Genomic DNA, 11,809 nt, shown 5'->3' with positions numbered 1-11,809 from the left:
TTGAGCATTGTCCGATGCGTGGGGGCATCACCGTGGATCGTGTCGGATGAGCTATGGGAGCGGATCGAGCCGCTGTTGCCGAGGCGGAAGCGCAGGTTCCGGTATCCAGGCCGTAAGCCGTTGCCGGACCGGCAGGTGCTGTGCGGGATCCTGTACGTGCTGCACACGGACATCCAGTGGGAGTACCTGCCCAAGGAGCTCGGGTTCGGGTCGGGCATGACGTGCTGGCGTCGGCTGCGGGACTGGAACGAGGCCGGGGTCTGGCAGCGGCTGCACGAGGTCCTGCTCGCCGAGCTGAACGCGGAACGGAAGCTGGACTGGTCCTGCTGCGTGGTTGATTCCTCGCACGTCAGGGCATTAAAAGGGGGAGCCACACGGGCCCGTCGCCGGTCGACCGGGGCCGGGCCGGTTCCAAACACCACTTGATCACTGACGGGCATGGGACTCCGCTGGCGGTCATCCTGACCGGCGGGAACCGCAACGACGTCACCCAGCTGCTGCCTCTGCTGGATGCCGTCCCGCCCGTCCGCGGTCGGGTCGGCCGGCCCCGCCGTAGAGCGGTCACGCTCTACGCGGACCGCGGCTACGACCACGACTGCTACCGCAAGCAGGTCCGCGCCCGCGGCATCGTGCCCGCCATCGCACGGCGCGGCACCGAGCACGGCTCCGACCTGGGCGTCTACCGGTGGGTGGTCGAGCGGACCTTTGCCTGGCTTCACGGCTTCCGCCGGCTGCGTGTGCGCTGGGAACGACGAGCAGACATCCACGAGGCATTCCTGAAACTTGCCTGCTGCCTGATCGCCCACCGGCAACTCAACTCAATCTGTTAGCCGGTGTGAACGACGAGACCCCCGGCCGGCCGGGGGTCTCCTCCTGCGCTCGGCTACCCCTTGCAGCCGGGGATCGGCGTGGGGGCGCAGTTGTCGGGATGGTTCTTGCGCACCTCGGAGTCGTGCAGCGTCACGACGCCCAGGTTGTAGATGCCGCCGCCGTCCTGGTAGGCGGTGTTGTGTTCGACGGTGGAACGGAGGAGTGTGAGGTTGCCGGTGGGGCCGTTGAAGATGCCCCCGCCGAAGCGCCCGGCGATGTTCCCACTCACCGTCGTCTCCTCCAGCGTTGTCTTGCTTTGGTTGTAGATGCCGCCGCCGTCGTTGCTGCCCGAGGTGTTGTCGAGGACTTGGGAACGGTACAGCGTCGCCGAAGTGTTGGTGTGTTCGATGAGGATGCCGCCGGAGTCCAACGTGTTCGCGGCGTTCTTGCTGACCGTGGAGTCGATGAGCGTCAAGGTGCTCTGGTTGTAGGTGTCGATGCCGCCGGCCTCAGCGGAACTGTTGTTGCTCACCGTGGAGCTGATCAGTTTCAGTTTTGTACGGCCGTTCTCGATGCCTCCCCCGATGCTTCCAAAGGTGCCGCCCGTGAAGTTGTCGCTCACCGTTGAGTGATCCAGTGTCACGGTGCCGTTGTTACTGTTGATACCGCCCCCGAAGCCGAAAGAACCATTGGCGATGTTGTTGCGCACCGTCGACCGGATCAACGTCAGGGTGCCCAGTTGGTTGTCGATGCCGCCACCGCCCTGGCTTGAGGTGTTGTTGCGCACGGTTGAGTCGTCGAGCGTCACCCGGCCGCGGTTGTTCAGGACGCCGCCGCCACCGTTGACGGTGTTGCCGTGGATGATCGTCAGGTTTTTCAGTTCCACCCGGGCCGAGTTGACCGTCACGGTGGTGCCCGTCTCATGGCCGTCCAGAACCGCGTCGTCCACGCCGACCAGCTTCAGGTCCTTGTTGATGACGAAGTTGCCGAAGCAGACGCCTTTGATCCGCGACGTCGATCCCGGCTGGGCAGTGCCGAGAGCGATCACCAGTGCGTTGGGATCGCGGTTGCAGTCGACCACGGTGTCGTGATCGGCGGCCGCGGCCGCCCCTGACTCGACCATGCAGATCGCCCCCGCTGCCGCTACCGCCGCCGCGGTTCTCCCCCACCGAGAACGCGCCCCCTTGACCACTCCCATGTGCATCCCGTTCTCCTGTGTCGTGCGGGGCTCGAACGAATGAATTCGGTGCCCGCTCCGCCTTCCGTCAGGGGTGCACCCGTGGCGCAGCCCACGGAGGGAGGGTGCGCCCGGCCGGGCGGCAGAGGTACGGGACAGGCCAGGGCATCAATCCAATGGCCGCGCATGGTAACCGGCGCGGCCCACACACGGCACCCGAAAGGGTGAGTGGCCCTACCCGGCCACTGTCCGGTTGCCGGACACGGTGAGGAGCGCCAGGCGCGCCGGGCGCCGGGCCCGTTCGTGCGCCGGCACCTTGCCCGGCGAGGCCCGTGGTCGTAGCCGCGGTCCGCGTAGAGCGTGACCGCTCTGCGGCGGGGCCGGCCCACCCGGCCACGGACAGGCGGGCCGGCATCCAGCAGAGGGACACCATGGCTCGGCCACCTCATTCTGTTAGCCGTTGTTAGCCCAGTACGCCGGGCAGGGCCAGAGCCGCCAGCACGGTCATGCCGAGCAGGGTCCAGGCCACGTAGTCGCCGACGTGACCGGACTGCAGGCGCCTGAGGGGCAGGGCCCAGCCGGGGGCGGCGAGCCGGCGCGGGCGGGCCACGGCCAGGGCGGCCAGCCCCACGGCGAGCGCGGTCGACAGCAGGTCCAGCAGGACCCCGGCCGCCGTCCAGTGCACGGAGGAGAACACCCCCCAGGTACCGGCCTCGTCGACGGAGTGCGCCACGACGTCGGCGAAGCCGGGCGCCGCGCCGGCCGCGAGCGCCCCGGCGAGCAGCAGCGCGGCCACCGCCCGCATGGTGTCGGGGACCCGTGTCAGCCGCCGCCGAGTCTCGGGCTCCTCGTCGGAGCCGGACGTCTCGTCCTCGTCGCGCTCCACGCCGTCGTGCTCCTCGGGCCGGGGGCCGAGCCCCAGGAACACCCTGGCGGTCACCCGCAGCACGGCGGCTCCGGTGACGGCCGACACGGCGACGTAGAGCACGGTGAGCGGGCCGCCCACGGCCTCCTCGCTCACGGCCTTGCCGAGCCCGGTGCCGAACGGCGGCAGTCCGGCCAGGGCCAGCCCGCCGAGGGCGAACATGACGCCCACGCCGCGCAGCCGGCGGGCCCGGCCGTGCAGCTGGAACTCGTCGACGGTGCCGTAGCGGTCGAGCAGGACGCCGGCGCAGGCGAACAGGGCCGCCTTCACTCCGGCGTGCCCGAGGATGTAGAGGGCGGTGCCGTCGTCCGCCTCTGCCTTGAGCACGCCGATGCCGACCAGGAACAGGCCCGTGTGGGAGATGGTGGAGAAGGCGAGCAGCCGTTTGATGTGCCGCTGGTACCAGCACATGACCGCGCCCACGGCCGCGGTCAGCACGCCGAGGCAGACGAGGGCGCGGGTGAAGTCCGCCACGGGAACGCCGCCGGGACCGGAGAAGACCGTCCCGTAGACGCGCCAGACGCCGTACACGCCGAGTTCGACCATCACGCCGGACAGCAGCATGCACACCGGGGTGGGGGCGACGGCGTGCGCGTCGGGCAGCCAGAACTGGAACGGCACGGCGGCGGCCTTCACCAGCAGCCCGGTCACGACCAGGACGAAGCCGGCCAGGGTGAGGGCGTCGGGCCCGCCGCCCGCGGCGCTCGCGTCCAGCCCGTGCCCGATCCTCGTCATGGCCAGCTCGCCGGTACGGGCGTAGAGCAGGGCGATGCCCATGAGCATGGCGTACGCGCCCAGCGAGTTGACGACGCCGAAGGTCAGCGCGCCCTGGACGGCCTTGGCCTCGTCGATGCGGTAGCCGGTGAGCGCGTAGGCGACCACGCTCATCAGCTCGAAGAACACGAACGCGTTGAAGAGGTCGCCCGCGATCGCGAAGCCGCACATGCCGCCCTGGAAGAGCAGCATCAGCGCGGGAAAGGAGCCGGCGTGCCCGCGGGGCGGCTCGTCGAAGTAGTACCAGGAGTACGCCAGCGCCGCGAGGGTGAGCAGCGAGGCGAGCGCGGCCATGCCGAGCCCGGCCCCGTCCCCCACCAGCACGATGCCCACGCTCCCGCCGTGCCGCGGGAACCAGTCACCCACCCATTCCACCAGTGGCGGCGAGGAGTTGAGCAGCAGCACGAGAGCGAGGGCGGCGGTGGCGGCCGAGGCCAGGCAGCCGAAGCCCTCGGCGATCCGCCGGGAGACATGGCGGCCGCCGGCGACCAGCAGGGCGGCCGCGAGCAGCGGCACGGCCACGAGCAGCGGCACGAGGTGGTGCATCAGCCGCGCAGCTCCCTCAGCTCGTCCGGGTCGACCGTGCCGTGCCGCTTGGAGATCTGCACCACGAGGGCGAGCAGCAGCGCGGTCACGGTCGCGCCGACCACGATGTCGGTGAGGGTGAGCGCCTGCACGACGGGGTCGGCCACGGGCCGGGAGCCCGGCCGCAGGTCGGAGAAGACGGGGGCGGTGCCGCCGTCGCGGTAGCCGACGGCCAGCAGCAGGACGTACGTGGCCGACTGGCACACGGCCAGGCAGCCCACCGCGTGGATGAGGTTGCGGCTGGTGGCGAGGCCGTAGCAGCCGACGACGAACACGTACGCGGCGGTCAGGTACGGAAGGACGTGCATGACGGCGGTCACGGCGCTCTCACTTCCCGCTCTCCTCCTCGATCTCGACGGCCTGGTCCAGGAAGCGGGCGAGCAGCACGACGACCGCGCAGGCGACCTCCATGCCGATGGCCGCGTTCAGCAGCGGGACTGTGCCCGCGGAGGACAGGGTGTTGAACGTCCCGTACGGCAGCAGGGCGTTGGCGAGGAACCCGGTGCCGGCCAGCACGCCGGCGAGGCCCAGCACGAGGTAGGCGGAGGCGGCCAGCGCGTCGCCGGCCTCGAAGGCCTCGAGCGGGCGGACGCGTTCCAGGGCCGCGTAGTCGGCGCCGAGGTACATCAGATGCAGGGCGGTCGCGGCGACCACTCCGCCCTGGAAGCCGCCGCCGGGGCTGAGCTGTCCGTGGGCGACGACGTAGAGGCCGGTGACCAGGGCGACGGGCAGCACTGCGAGGGCGTAGCGGCGTACCGGCGCGGCGACCTCGGCGGGGCGGGGGCGGCCGCGGTGCTCGTCGCGGGCCTGCCGCAGCAGGACCACGCAGCCGAGGACGGCCGCGAAGAGGATCGCCATCTCGCCCATCGTGTCGAAGGCGCGCTGGTCGAAGTTGACGGAGGCGATGGTGTTGGCGGTGTGCCGGCTGAGGGCGGCACGCACCGCGCGGTCGCCGTAGGGGTGGTGGCCGCCGCCGAAGCGGGGCAGCCGCAGGCAGGCGGCGGCGAGCAGCGCGGCGAGTCCCGCGCCGCCGATGGCGACCAGCCACAGCCTGGCGCGCGGGTTCACTCCTCACCGTCCTCGCCGGTCTCGGCCGGGCGCCGTTTGACCTTGCGCACCGCGAGCATGATCAGCAGCGGGGTGAGGGCGGAGCCGACGGCGAGCTGGGACAGCCCCACGTCGGGCGCCTGGTCCACGGTGAACAGCACGGCGAGGGCGGTGCCGAGGACGGACAGGACCAGGGCCTGGCGCACGGGGTCGCGGTTGACGACGGCGGCGGTCGCGGCGCCGGCGACGAGCAGCAGGGCGACGACGACGACCGCTTCAGCCACGGTCCACCCCCGCGAAGCCGTGGGACAGGGCGCGGGAGGCGACCAGGTTGCCGCCGACCACCAGCGCCCCGGCCACGAGGAGCTTCACCATGGCCCGGCCGGGCCCGGTGACCGCGCAGAGCACCAGCACGACGACCGCGCCGACCGCGGCCACCGTCCAGGTCGACGCCCGCGCGCGCGGCGGGTCGTCGGCGAGTTCGGCGGCGAGCAGCCGGGCGAAGACGAGAGTGCCGACCGGGCCGAGCAGGGCCAGGACCAGGGCCAGGTCGACGTAGGAGGTGCGGCCGTAGCCCTGGGCGAGCAGGAGCAGGCCGGGGCAGACGATGGCGTTGGACAGGTTCTGGGCGACCACCCGGCGCTTGAGGGGGCCCGTGGACACGCCCCACAGGCAGGTCCCGAGGCCCACGGCGATGACCAGGGCCGCGGCGAGGATCCAGCCGTTCACCGGTCGCTCACCGCCCGCCGCCCGGCCCTCGCGGCGAGCGCGCCCACGCCCGCGGCGCACGCGCCGACCACCCATTCGAGTGTGGAGACGGTGCTGATGAGCATCAGCCACAGCACGAGGAGCGCGGCCCACCAGGCCAGTACCTCGCCCACGGCGAGGAGCGTCGCAGGCGCCTTCACACGCCACCTCCCCGTCTCGGGTCGTCCCGGCTGCTGTTCCCGGATGCCCAGGGAACACCGGTGGAAACCGGCGGCGCGGTACCGGCCGGTGGGCGGCTTCGGTGGTGGAATCCGGCGGCATCGGCGGTCCGTTCGCGGGTAATCGGCCCGGCACAGAGGGAAGTTGACGCAGGGAGGACCGAATGGCCCGGATGGCGATCCGTCCGCGTACAGTGTTCCGGCCGCGCCCGGGAAAGACCCGGCAGGACGCCCGTGCCTCACGGACTTCGCGGACGGCGTCATGGTTTTCGCGGGCTTCACGGACCTCGCGGGCGTCAGGAACTTCGCGGGCTTCACGTGCTTCGCGGAAGGCGACCGGTGAGCGGCGGCCCGCGCCGTGGCCGCTGCGGCTGCTGGCGATGCTGTGCGCGTTCGTCTTCATGGTGGGGTTCGCCGTGGTGCTGGCGCGGCTGACGCTGGAGCCCTCCCCCGCCTCGGCGGCCATCGCGCACACCAATCTGCACCCCGGCCGCTCCCTGCGCGCCTATCTGTCGGAGCCCGGGCTGCGCGACGCGGCCAAGCAGATCGGCGGCAACCTGCTGCTCGGGGTGCCGTTCGGGGTGCTCGTGCCGGTGCTGGCGCCCCGGACGCGCGGGCTGTGGCGGGTGCTGCTGCTGACCGCGGTCGTGATGCTGCTGGTGGAGTTCGCGCAGGGCGCGCTGATCACCGGGCGCGCCTTCGACATCGACGACGTCATCCTCAACACCAGTGGCGCGCTGGTGGGTTACCTGCTCCTGGGCCGGCGGATGAGCCGTGCCGTGCACGCCCGCCGCAGCCGTGAATGACCACCGGAAACTGGTCCGGACCAAAGTATTGACGCTCACTTAGTTCATTACTTGAATCAAGAGTCGACGCATCCACCCCCCACAGGTCGGCGTGCCCCTCCCCGGGCCGCCGTACGGAAGGGAGAGACGTGGCCTCTCCACGCCTGCTCCGCAGATGTCTGTTCGCCGCGCTGTCCGCCGCACTCGCCGGATCGGCCGCCGTGGGCCCGGCCGGCGCGGCGCCGGCCGACGTCTCCGCCGCCCCCGCGGTGGCCGCGGTGTCCACCTTCTCCGACACCTTCGACGGGCCCGCGGGCGCGGCCGTCGACCCCGCCAAGTGGCAGACCGAGACCGGCGACAACGTCAACAACCACGAGCGGCAGTACTACACGGCCGGGAACCGCAACGCCGCCCTCGACGGCCAGGGCCACCTGGTCATCACCGCCCGGCGCGAGAACCCCGCCGGCTACCAGTGCTGGTACGGCACTTGCCAGTACACGTCGGCGCGGCTGAACACCTCGGGGAAGTTCGCCGCGCAGTACGGGCACGTCGAGGCCCGCATGAAGATCCCGCGCGGGCAGGGCATGTGGCCCGCCTTCTGGATGCTCGGCGACGACATCGGGCAGGTCGGCTGGCCGGACTCCGGTGAGATCGACGTGATGGAGAACGTCGGCTTCGAGCCCTCGACGGTCCACGGCACCATCCACGGCCCCGGCTACTCCGGCTCGGGCGGCATAGGCGCCGGCTACACGCTCCCCGGCGGCCAGGCCTTCGCCGACGCCTTCCACACCTTCGCCGTCGACTGGGCGCCCGACTCGATCACCTGGTCGGTGGACGGCAACGTCTACGAGCGCCGCACCCCCGCCGACCTCGGCGGGAAGACGTGGGTGTTCAACAAGCCGTTCTTCCTCATCCTCAACCTGGCCGTGGGCGGCTACTGGCCCGGCGACCCGGACGGCTCCACCGCCTTCCCGGCCCAGCTGGTGGTCGACTCGGTGTCGGTGACCACGAGCGACTCCCCCACCGGCGGCGCGATCCGCGGGCTCGCCGGCAAGTGCGTGGACGTGGCCGGGGCGAACCCCGCCAACGGCACCCCGGTGCAGCTCTACGACTGCAACGGCACCGCCGCCCAGCGGTGGACCGTGGGCCCGGACGGCACGCTGCGCGCGCTCGGCAAGTGCCTGGACGTGACGGGCAACGCCACCGCGGACGGCTCCACGGTCCAGCTGTGGGACTGCACCGGCGGCCCCAACCAGAAGTGGGCCCTCTCCCCGGCGAACGACATCGTCAATCCGCAGGCGGACAAGTGCCTGGACGTCACCGGCAACAATGCGGCCAACGGCACCCGGCTCCAGATCTGGACCTGCACGGGCGGCGCGAACCAGAAGTGGACGGTCGGCTGAGGCGGCACCTACCGCTGGTGGCGCGGTGTCCAGGTGAACTTGTCCCCACCGACCCAGCGGACCACGTCCGGGTCGTCGAGGTCGTGGACCCGGATGCCGAACAGGAGGGCGGCCCGCAGGACGTCCGTGACGCCCTTCGCCTCCCCCACCACCTCCCCGTCGACCTCCACGATCCGGAACGGCGGGGGGCCCGGCTGCACGCCGAGCACCAGGATCCGCGGCTGGGAGATGTAGGGACACGCGGCTTCGGTCATGCATTCCAGCGTAGAACGCGGGCCCCTGCCGGCGCGTCGTGAGCGTCACCGCTCCAGCAGCTCCAGCACGGCCGCCTCCACGGCCCCCTGGGTGGCGGGGCGGCCGAAGTCCCCGTGCTCGCCCAGCCGGGTGAGCACGGGGGCGATCGTCTCCCCCGCCTCGAACAGCTCGAAGACCTTCGGGTCGATGTAGGAGGAGCGGCACACGGCGGGGGTGTTGCCCAGGTAGTGGCTCACCTCGCGGACCGTGCGGGTGATCTGCCGGCGCCGGGCCGCCGCCGTCGCCCGTGCCTGCTCGGCGGAGACGGAGACGCCCACGGCGGCCAGCACCGTGGCGTGCCAGGTGCGGAAGTCCTTGGCGGTGATGTCGGTGCCCGACAGCCGGCGCAGCGCCTCGTTGAGGTCGCCGCTGTGCAGGTCGTGCCAGGCCCCGCCGTTGCGGTACACCAGCAGCCGCTGCCCGCCGTGCCGGCGCCGCAGCAGGGCGCGGACCACCGCGTGCGCCTCCTCGTCCACCAGCGCCCGTACGAGTTCGGTGCCGCCCTTGGCCGGGTAGCTGAACGCGATCTCGCCGTGGCCGCAGGTGACGTGCTCGCGGAGCATGGTGGTCAGGCCGTAGGTCTCGCTCTCGCGGGTGTGCCGGTCGCTGCCGATGCGGAAGAAGCCGAGGTCCAGCAGGCGCACCGCGCAGGCGGTGACCCGGTCGCGGCCGAGGCCCCGCCCCGCGAGGTCGGAGGCGACGCGGGCGCGCAGTTCGGGCAGGGCGCGGGCCACCTCGCGCACGTGCTCGTGCTTGGCCTGCTCCTGCTGGGCGCGGAACTCCTCGTGGTACAGGTACTGGCGGCGTCCGGCGTCGTCGGTGCCGACCGCCTGGAGATGGCCGTTGGGCCAGGGGCAGATCCACACCTGGCGCCAGGCGGGCGGGATCGTCAGGGCGCGGATGCGGGCGAGGTGGGCGGGGTCCCGGAGCGGCTGCCCCTCGGCGTCCTCGTAGCGGAAGCCGCGGCCGCAGCGGATCCGGGTGAAGCCGGGCCGGTCACAGGAGCTGGTACGCAGTCGCACGGCGGCCGGCTCAGGGACGGCGCCAGTCGTCGCCGGTCAGGTGCGAGCCGGCCATCGGGCCCATGCGAAGCATCCCGCCGTCCACGCTCCAGGACGCCCCCGTGACGTAAGAGGCGTCGGGGCCCGCCAGGAAGGCGATCACGGCGGCCACCTCGCGGGCGTCGCCGGGCCGTCCGAGCGGCACGCCGGGGCGGTGCTCGGCGCGCACGTCGGTGTCCTCCTGGCCGGTCATGGGGGTGGCGATCTCGCCGGGCGCCACCGCGTTGACGGTGATGCCGTGCTCGGCCAGCTCCAGGGCCATGACCTGGGTGAGCAGGCCGAGGCCGCCCTTGGCCGCGCAGTACGGGGCGGCGCCGACGCGCGGCTGGTGCTCGTGCACGGAGGTCACGTTGACGATCCGGCCGCCCCCGCCCTGCCCGATCATCCGCCGGGCCGCCTTCTGCCCGCACAGGAACGGCCCCACGAGGTCCACGTCCAGCACCTCGCGGACGTCGTCGAGGCGCAGGTCGAGGAACGGGGTCGCGGTGCCGGTACCGGCGTTGTTGACCAGGACGTCGATCCGGCCGCCCAGCGCGTCGGCCAGCTCGTCCACGGCGTCCGCGGCGTCGGGCAGGCGGGTGAGGTCCATCCGCGCCACGGCGGCCCGCCGGCCCTTGCCGCGGACCTCCTCGGCGGTCCGCTCGGCGCCCTTCTCGTCGGTGTGCCAGGTGACGCCGACGTCCATGCCCGCCTCGGCCAGGCGTACGGCGGTGGCGCGGCCGATGCCGGAGTCGGCACCGGTGACCACGGCCACCCGGGGAGCTCCGGCTGTGGGGGCGGACATGACGGCCTCCTGCGGTGACGGTCGGTCGCGGGGCGTCTCCTCGCGGGATCCGCAGGTACCCGGGGGCGCACCGGGCAAACCGGGAGCGGTCCGGGCAACGTCGCGGTGCGGCCGGCGCGGCGCCGGGGAACCCTGGGGGTGGAGGTGGCCATGGACCCCGTCGAGGCACTGGACCGGATCGCGTTCCTGCTGGAGCGGTCGCAGGCGCCGACGTACCGCGTGCGCGCCTTCCGCACCGCGGCGGGGGTGCTGTCGGCGCTGCCCGCCGAGGAGGTGGCGCGGCGGGCCGCGGCCGGGACCCTCCAGTCCCTCAAGGGCGTCGGCCCGAAGACCGCCCAGGTGGTGAGCGAGGCGCTGGCCGGAGGGGTGCCGGGCTACCTGGAGAAGCTCCAGGGCGAGGCGGCCGCCCCGCTCGCCCGTGGCGGCGAGCGGCTGCGGGCGCTGCTGCGCGGGGACTGCCATCTGCACTCCGACTGGTCCGACGGCGGCAGCCCGATCGAGGAGATGGGCCGCACCGCGGCGCGGCTCGGGCACGAGTGGGCGGTGCTCACGGACCATTCGCCGCGGCTGACGGTGGCCCGCGGGCTGTCCCCCGCGCGGCTGCGCGAGCAGCTGGACGTGGTGGCCCGGCTCAACGAGACCTGGGCGCCCTTCCGGCTGCTGACCGGCATCGAGTGCGACATCCTCGAGGACGGCTCGCTCGACCAGGAGCCGGAGCTGCTGGACCGGCTGGACGTGGTCGTGGTCTCGGTGCACTCCAAGCTGCGCATGGACGCCCGCTCGATGACCCGCCGCATGGTCGCCGCCGTACGCGATCCGCACTCCGACGTGCTCGGGCACTGCACCGGGCGGCTGGTGACCGGGCGGGGGCGGCCGGAGTCGGAGTTCGACGCGGACGAGGTGTTCGCGGCGTGCGCGGAGACGGGTACCGCGCTGGAGATCAACAGCCGCCCGGAACGGCTCGACCCGCCGCGCCGCCTGCTGCGCCGGGCCGTCGAGGCGGGCGTGCTGTTCTCCATCGACACCGACGCCCACGCGCCCGGCCAGCTGGACTGGCAGATCCACGGGTGCGCGCGGGCCGAGGAGTGCGGGGTGCCGCCCGAACGGGTGGTGACCACCTGGTCCCTGGACGAACTGCTGGCCTGGACGCGTGATCGCCGTACGCCCGCCCGCGTGGCCGCCGGCTGACGTGGTACCCGCCCAACCGGAGAACGGATCAGCGATCGGCACTGGAGAGA

General features: G+C 72.6%; 14 protein-coding genes and 1 pseudogene. 4 read left to right on the top strand and 11 right to left on the bottom strand.

Annotated features, from left to right (window positions below; translation table 11 throughout):
* Positions 1–18: 18 nt before the first annotated feature.
* Positions 19–830 (top strand): IS5 family transposase gene (locus IE217_RS11735; protein WP_373298000.1). Its coding sequence is split into 2 segments (ribosomal slippage): positions 19–342 and positions 345–830, totalling 810 coding nucleotides; the frame shifts between segments, so codons are not numbered across the junction.
* A 53-nt stretch (positions 831–883) separates the two neighbouring features.
* Here the strand turns inward: IE217_RS11735 and IE217_RS11730 are convergent.
* The 8 genes and pseudogenes from IE217_RS11730 to IE217_RS11695 all read right to left on the bottom strand — a co-directional run bounded on the left by IE217_RS11730 (position 884) and on the right by IE217_RS11695 (position 6,226).
* Complete coding sequence (locus tag IE217_RS11730; protein WP_229865239.1) at positions 884–2,008, bottom strand: right-handed parallel beta-helix repeat-containing protein; 1,125 nt, start codon at positions 2,006–2,008, stop codon at positions 884–886.
* A 287-nt stretch (positions 2,009–2,295) separates the two neighbouring features.
* Positions 2,296–2,415 (bottom strand): annotated as a pseudogene (locus tag IE217_RS11725) (IS5/IS1182 family transposase); the annotation flags it as partial.
* Between the two features lie 35 nt (positions 2,416–2,450).
* Positions 2,451–4,232, bottom strand: coding sequence for a complex I subunit 5 family protein (locus IE217_RS11720; RefSeq protein ID WP_190177725.1), 1,782 nt, complete (start codon positions 4,230–4,232; stop codon positions 2,451–2,453).
* Positions 4,232–4,579: a sodium:proton antiporter gene (locus IE217_RS11715; protein ID WP_190177860.1), complete on the bottom strand. Its 348-nt coding sequence runs from the start codon at positions 4,577–4,579 to the stop codon at positions 4,232–4,234. The genes IE217_RS11720 and IE217_RS11715 overlap by 1 nt, the downstream gene beginning before the upstream one ends.
* A gap of 19 nt (positions 4,580–4,598) precedes the next feature.
* Positions 4,599–5,339 carry an MnhB domain-containing protein gene (locus tag IE217_RS11710; protein ID WP_190177724.1) on the bottom strand — a complete coding sequence of 247 codons (741 nt, stop codon included), beginning with the start codon at positions 5,337–5,339 and terminating at the stop codon, positions 4,599–4,601.
* The gene (locus IE217_RS11705; RefSeq protein WP_190177723.1) at positions 5,336–5,602 is read right to left on the bottom strand and encodes a Na(+)/H(+) antiporter subunit B; all 267 of its coding nucleotides are present in this window, start codon (positions 5,600–5,602) and stop codon (positions 5,336–5,338) included. The genes IE217_RS11710 and IE217_RS11705 overlap by 4 nt, the downstream gene beginning before the upstream one ends.
* On the bottom strand, positions 5,595–6,047 hold the full coding sequence (locus tag IE217_RS11700) for a monovalent cation/H+ antiporter complex subunit F (protein WP_190177722.1): 453 nt from the start codon (positions 6,045–6,047) through the stop codon (positions 5,595–5,597). The genes IE217_RS11705 and IE217_RS11700 overlap by 8 nt, the downstream gene beginning before the upstream one ends.
* Positions 6,044–6,226, bottom strand: coding sequence for a hypothetical protein (locus IE217_RS11695; protein WP_190177721.1), 183 nt, complete (start codon positions 6,224–6,226; stop codon positions 6,044–6,046). The genes IE217_RS11700 and IE217_RS11695 overlap by 4 nt, the downstream gene beginning before the upstream one ends.
* 182 nt (positions 6,227–6,408) lie before the next feature.
* On the opposite strand from IE217_RS11695, the gene IE217_RS11690 reads away from it, so the two are divergent.
* Both IE217_RS11690 and IE217_RS11685 read left to right on the top strand, forming a co-directional pair.
* Complete coding sequence (locus IE217_RS11690; protein ID WP_229865213.1) at positions 6,409–7,050, top strand: VanZ family protein; 642 nt, start codon at positions 6,409–6,411, stop codon at positions 7,048–7,050.
* A gap of 128 nt (positions 7,051–7,178) precedes the next feature.
* Positions 7,179–8,432 carry a lectin gene (locus IE217_RS11685; protein ID WP_190177719.1) on the top strand — a complete coding sequence of 418 codons (1,254 nt, stop codon included), beginning with the start codon at positions 7,179–7,181 and terminating at the stop codon, positions 8,430–8,432.
* 8 nt (positions 8,433–8,440) lie between these two features.
* Here IE217_RS11685 and IE217_RS11680 read toward each other — a convergent pair whose 3' ends face one another.
* Genes IE217_RS11680 through IE217_RS11670 form a run of 3 tightly spaced genes read right to left on the bottom strand, consistent with a single transcriptional unit; the run spans position 8,441 to position 10,571 of the window.
* Complete coding sequence (locus IE217_RS11680) at positions 8,441–8,686, bottom strand: hypothetical protein (protein ID WP_190177718.1); 246 nt, start codon at positions 8,684–8,686, stop codon at positions 8,441–8,443.
* A gap of 45 nt (positions 8,687–8,731) precedes the next feature.
* On the bottom strand, positions 8,732–9,748 hold the full coding sequence (locus IE217_RS11675; protein ID WP_190177717.1) for a DNA topoisomerase IB: 1,017 nt from the start codon (positions 9,746–9,748) through the stop codon (positions 8,732–8,734).
* Between the two features lie 10 nt (positions 9,749–9,758).
* On the bottom strand, positions 9,759–10,571 hold the full coding sequence (locus IE217_RS11670; protein ID WP_190177716.1) for an SDR family oxidoreductase: 813 nt from the start codon (positions 10,569–10,571) through the stop codon (positions 9,759–9,761).
* Positions 10,572–10,721: 150 nt separating this feature from the next.
* Between IE217_RS11670 and IE217_RS11665 the strand changes: the two genes are divergently transcribed.
* Positions 10,722–11,759 (top strand): PHP domain-containing protein, encoded by a 1,038-nt coding sequence (locus tag IE217_RS11665; RefSeq protein ID WP_190177715.1) that lies wholly within the window; start codon positions 10,722–10,724, stop codon positions 11,757–11,759.
* The last annotated feature ends 50 nt before the right edge of the window (positions 11,760–11,809 follow it).

Origin of the sequence: Streptomyces naganishii JCM 4654 (genome assembly GCF_014650575.1) — a bacterium.
Classification (GTDB): domain Bacteria; phylum Actinomycetota; class Actinomycetes; order Streptomycetales; family Streptomycetaceae; genus Streptomyces; species Streptomyces naganishii.
Note: the sequence above shows the minus strand (reverse complement) of the source record. Positions and strands in the feature narration are given on the sequence as shown.

Coding starts and splice junctions, on each gene's coding strand:
- IE217_RS11730 (WP_229865239.1), bottom strand. CDS start 2,008: ATGGGAGTGGTCAAGGGGGCGCGTTCTCGGTGGGGGAGAACCGCGGCG.
- IE217_RS11720 (WP_190177725.1), bottom strand. CDS start 4,232: ATGCACCACCTCGTGCCGCTGCTCGTGGCCGTGCCGCTGCTCGCGGCC.
- IE217_RS11715 (WP_190177860.1), bottom strand. CDS start 4,579: ATGCACGTCCTTCCGTACCTGACCGCCGCGTACGTGTTCGTCGTCGGC.
- IE217_RS11690 (WP_229865213.1), top strand. CDS start 6,409: ATGGCCCGGATGGCGATCCGTCCGCGTACAGTGTTCCGGCCGCGCCCG.
- IE217_RS11680 (WP_190177718.1), bottom strand. CDS start 8,686: ATGACCGAAGCCGCGTGTCCCTACATCTCCCAGCCGCGGATCCTGGTG.
- IE217_RS11670 (WP_190177716.1), bottom strand. CDS start 10,571: ATGTCCGCCCCCACAGCCGGAGCTCCCCGGGTGGCCGTGGTCACCGGT.
- IE217_RS11665 (WP_190177715.1), top strand. CDS start 10,722: ATGGACCCCGTCGAGGCACTGGACCGGATCGCGTTCCTGCTGGAGCGG.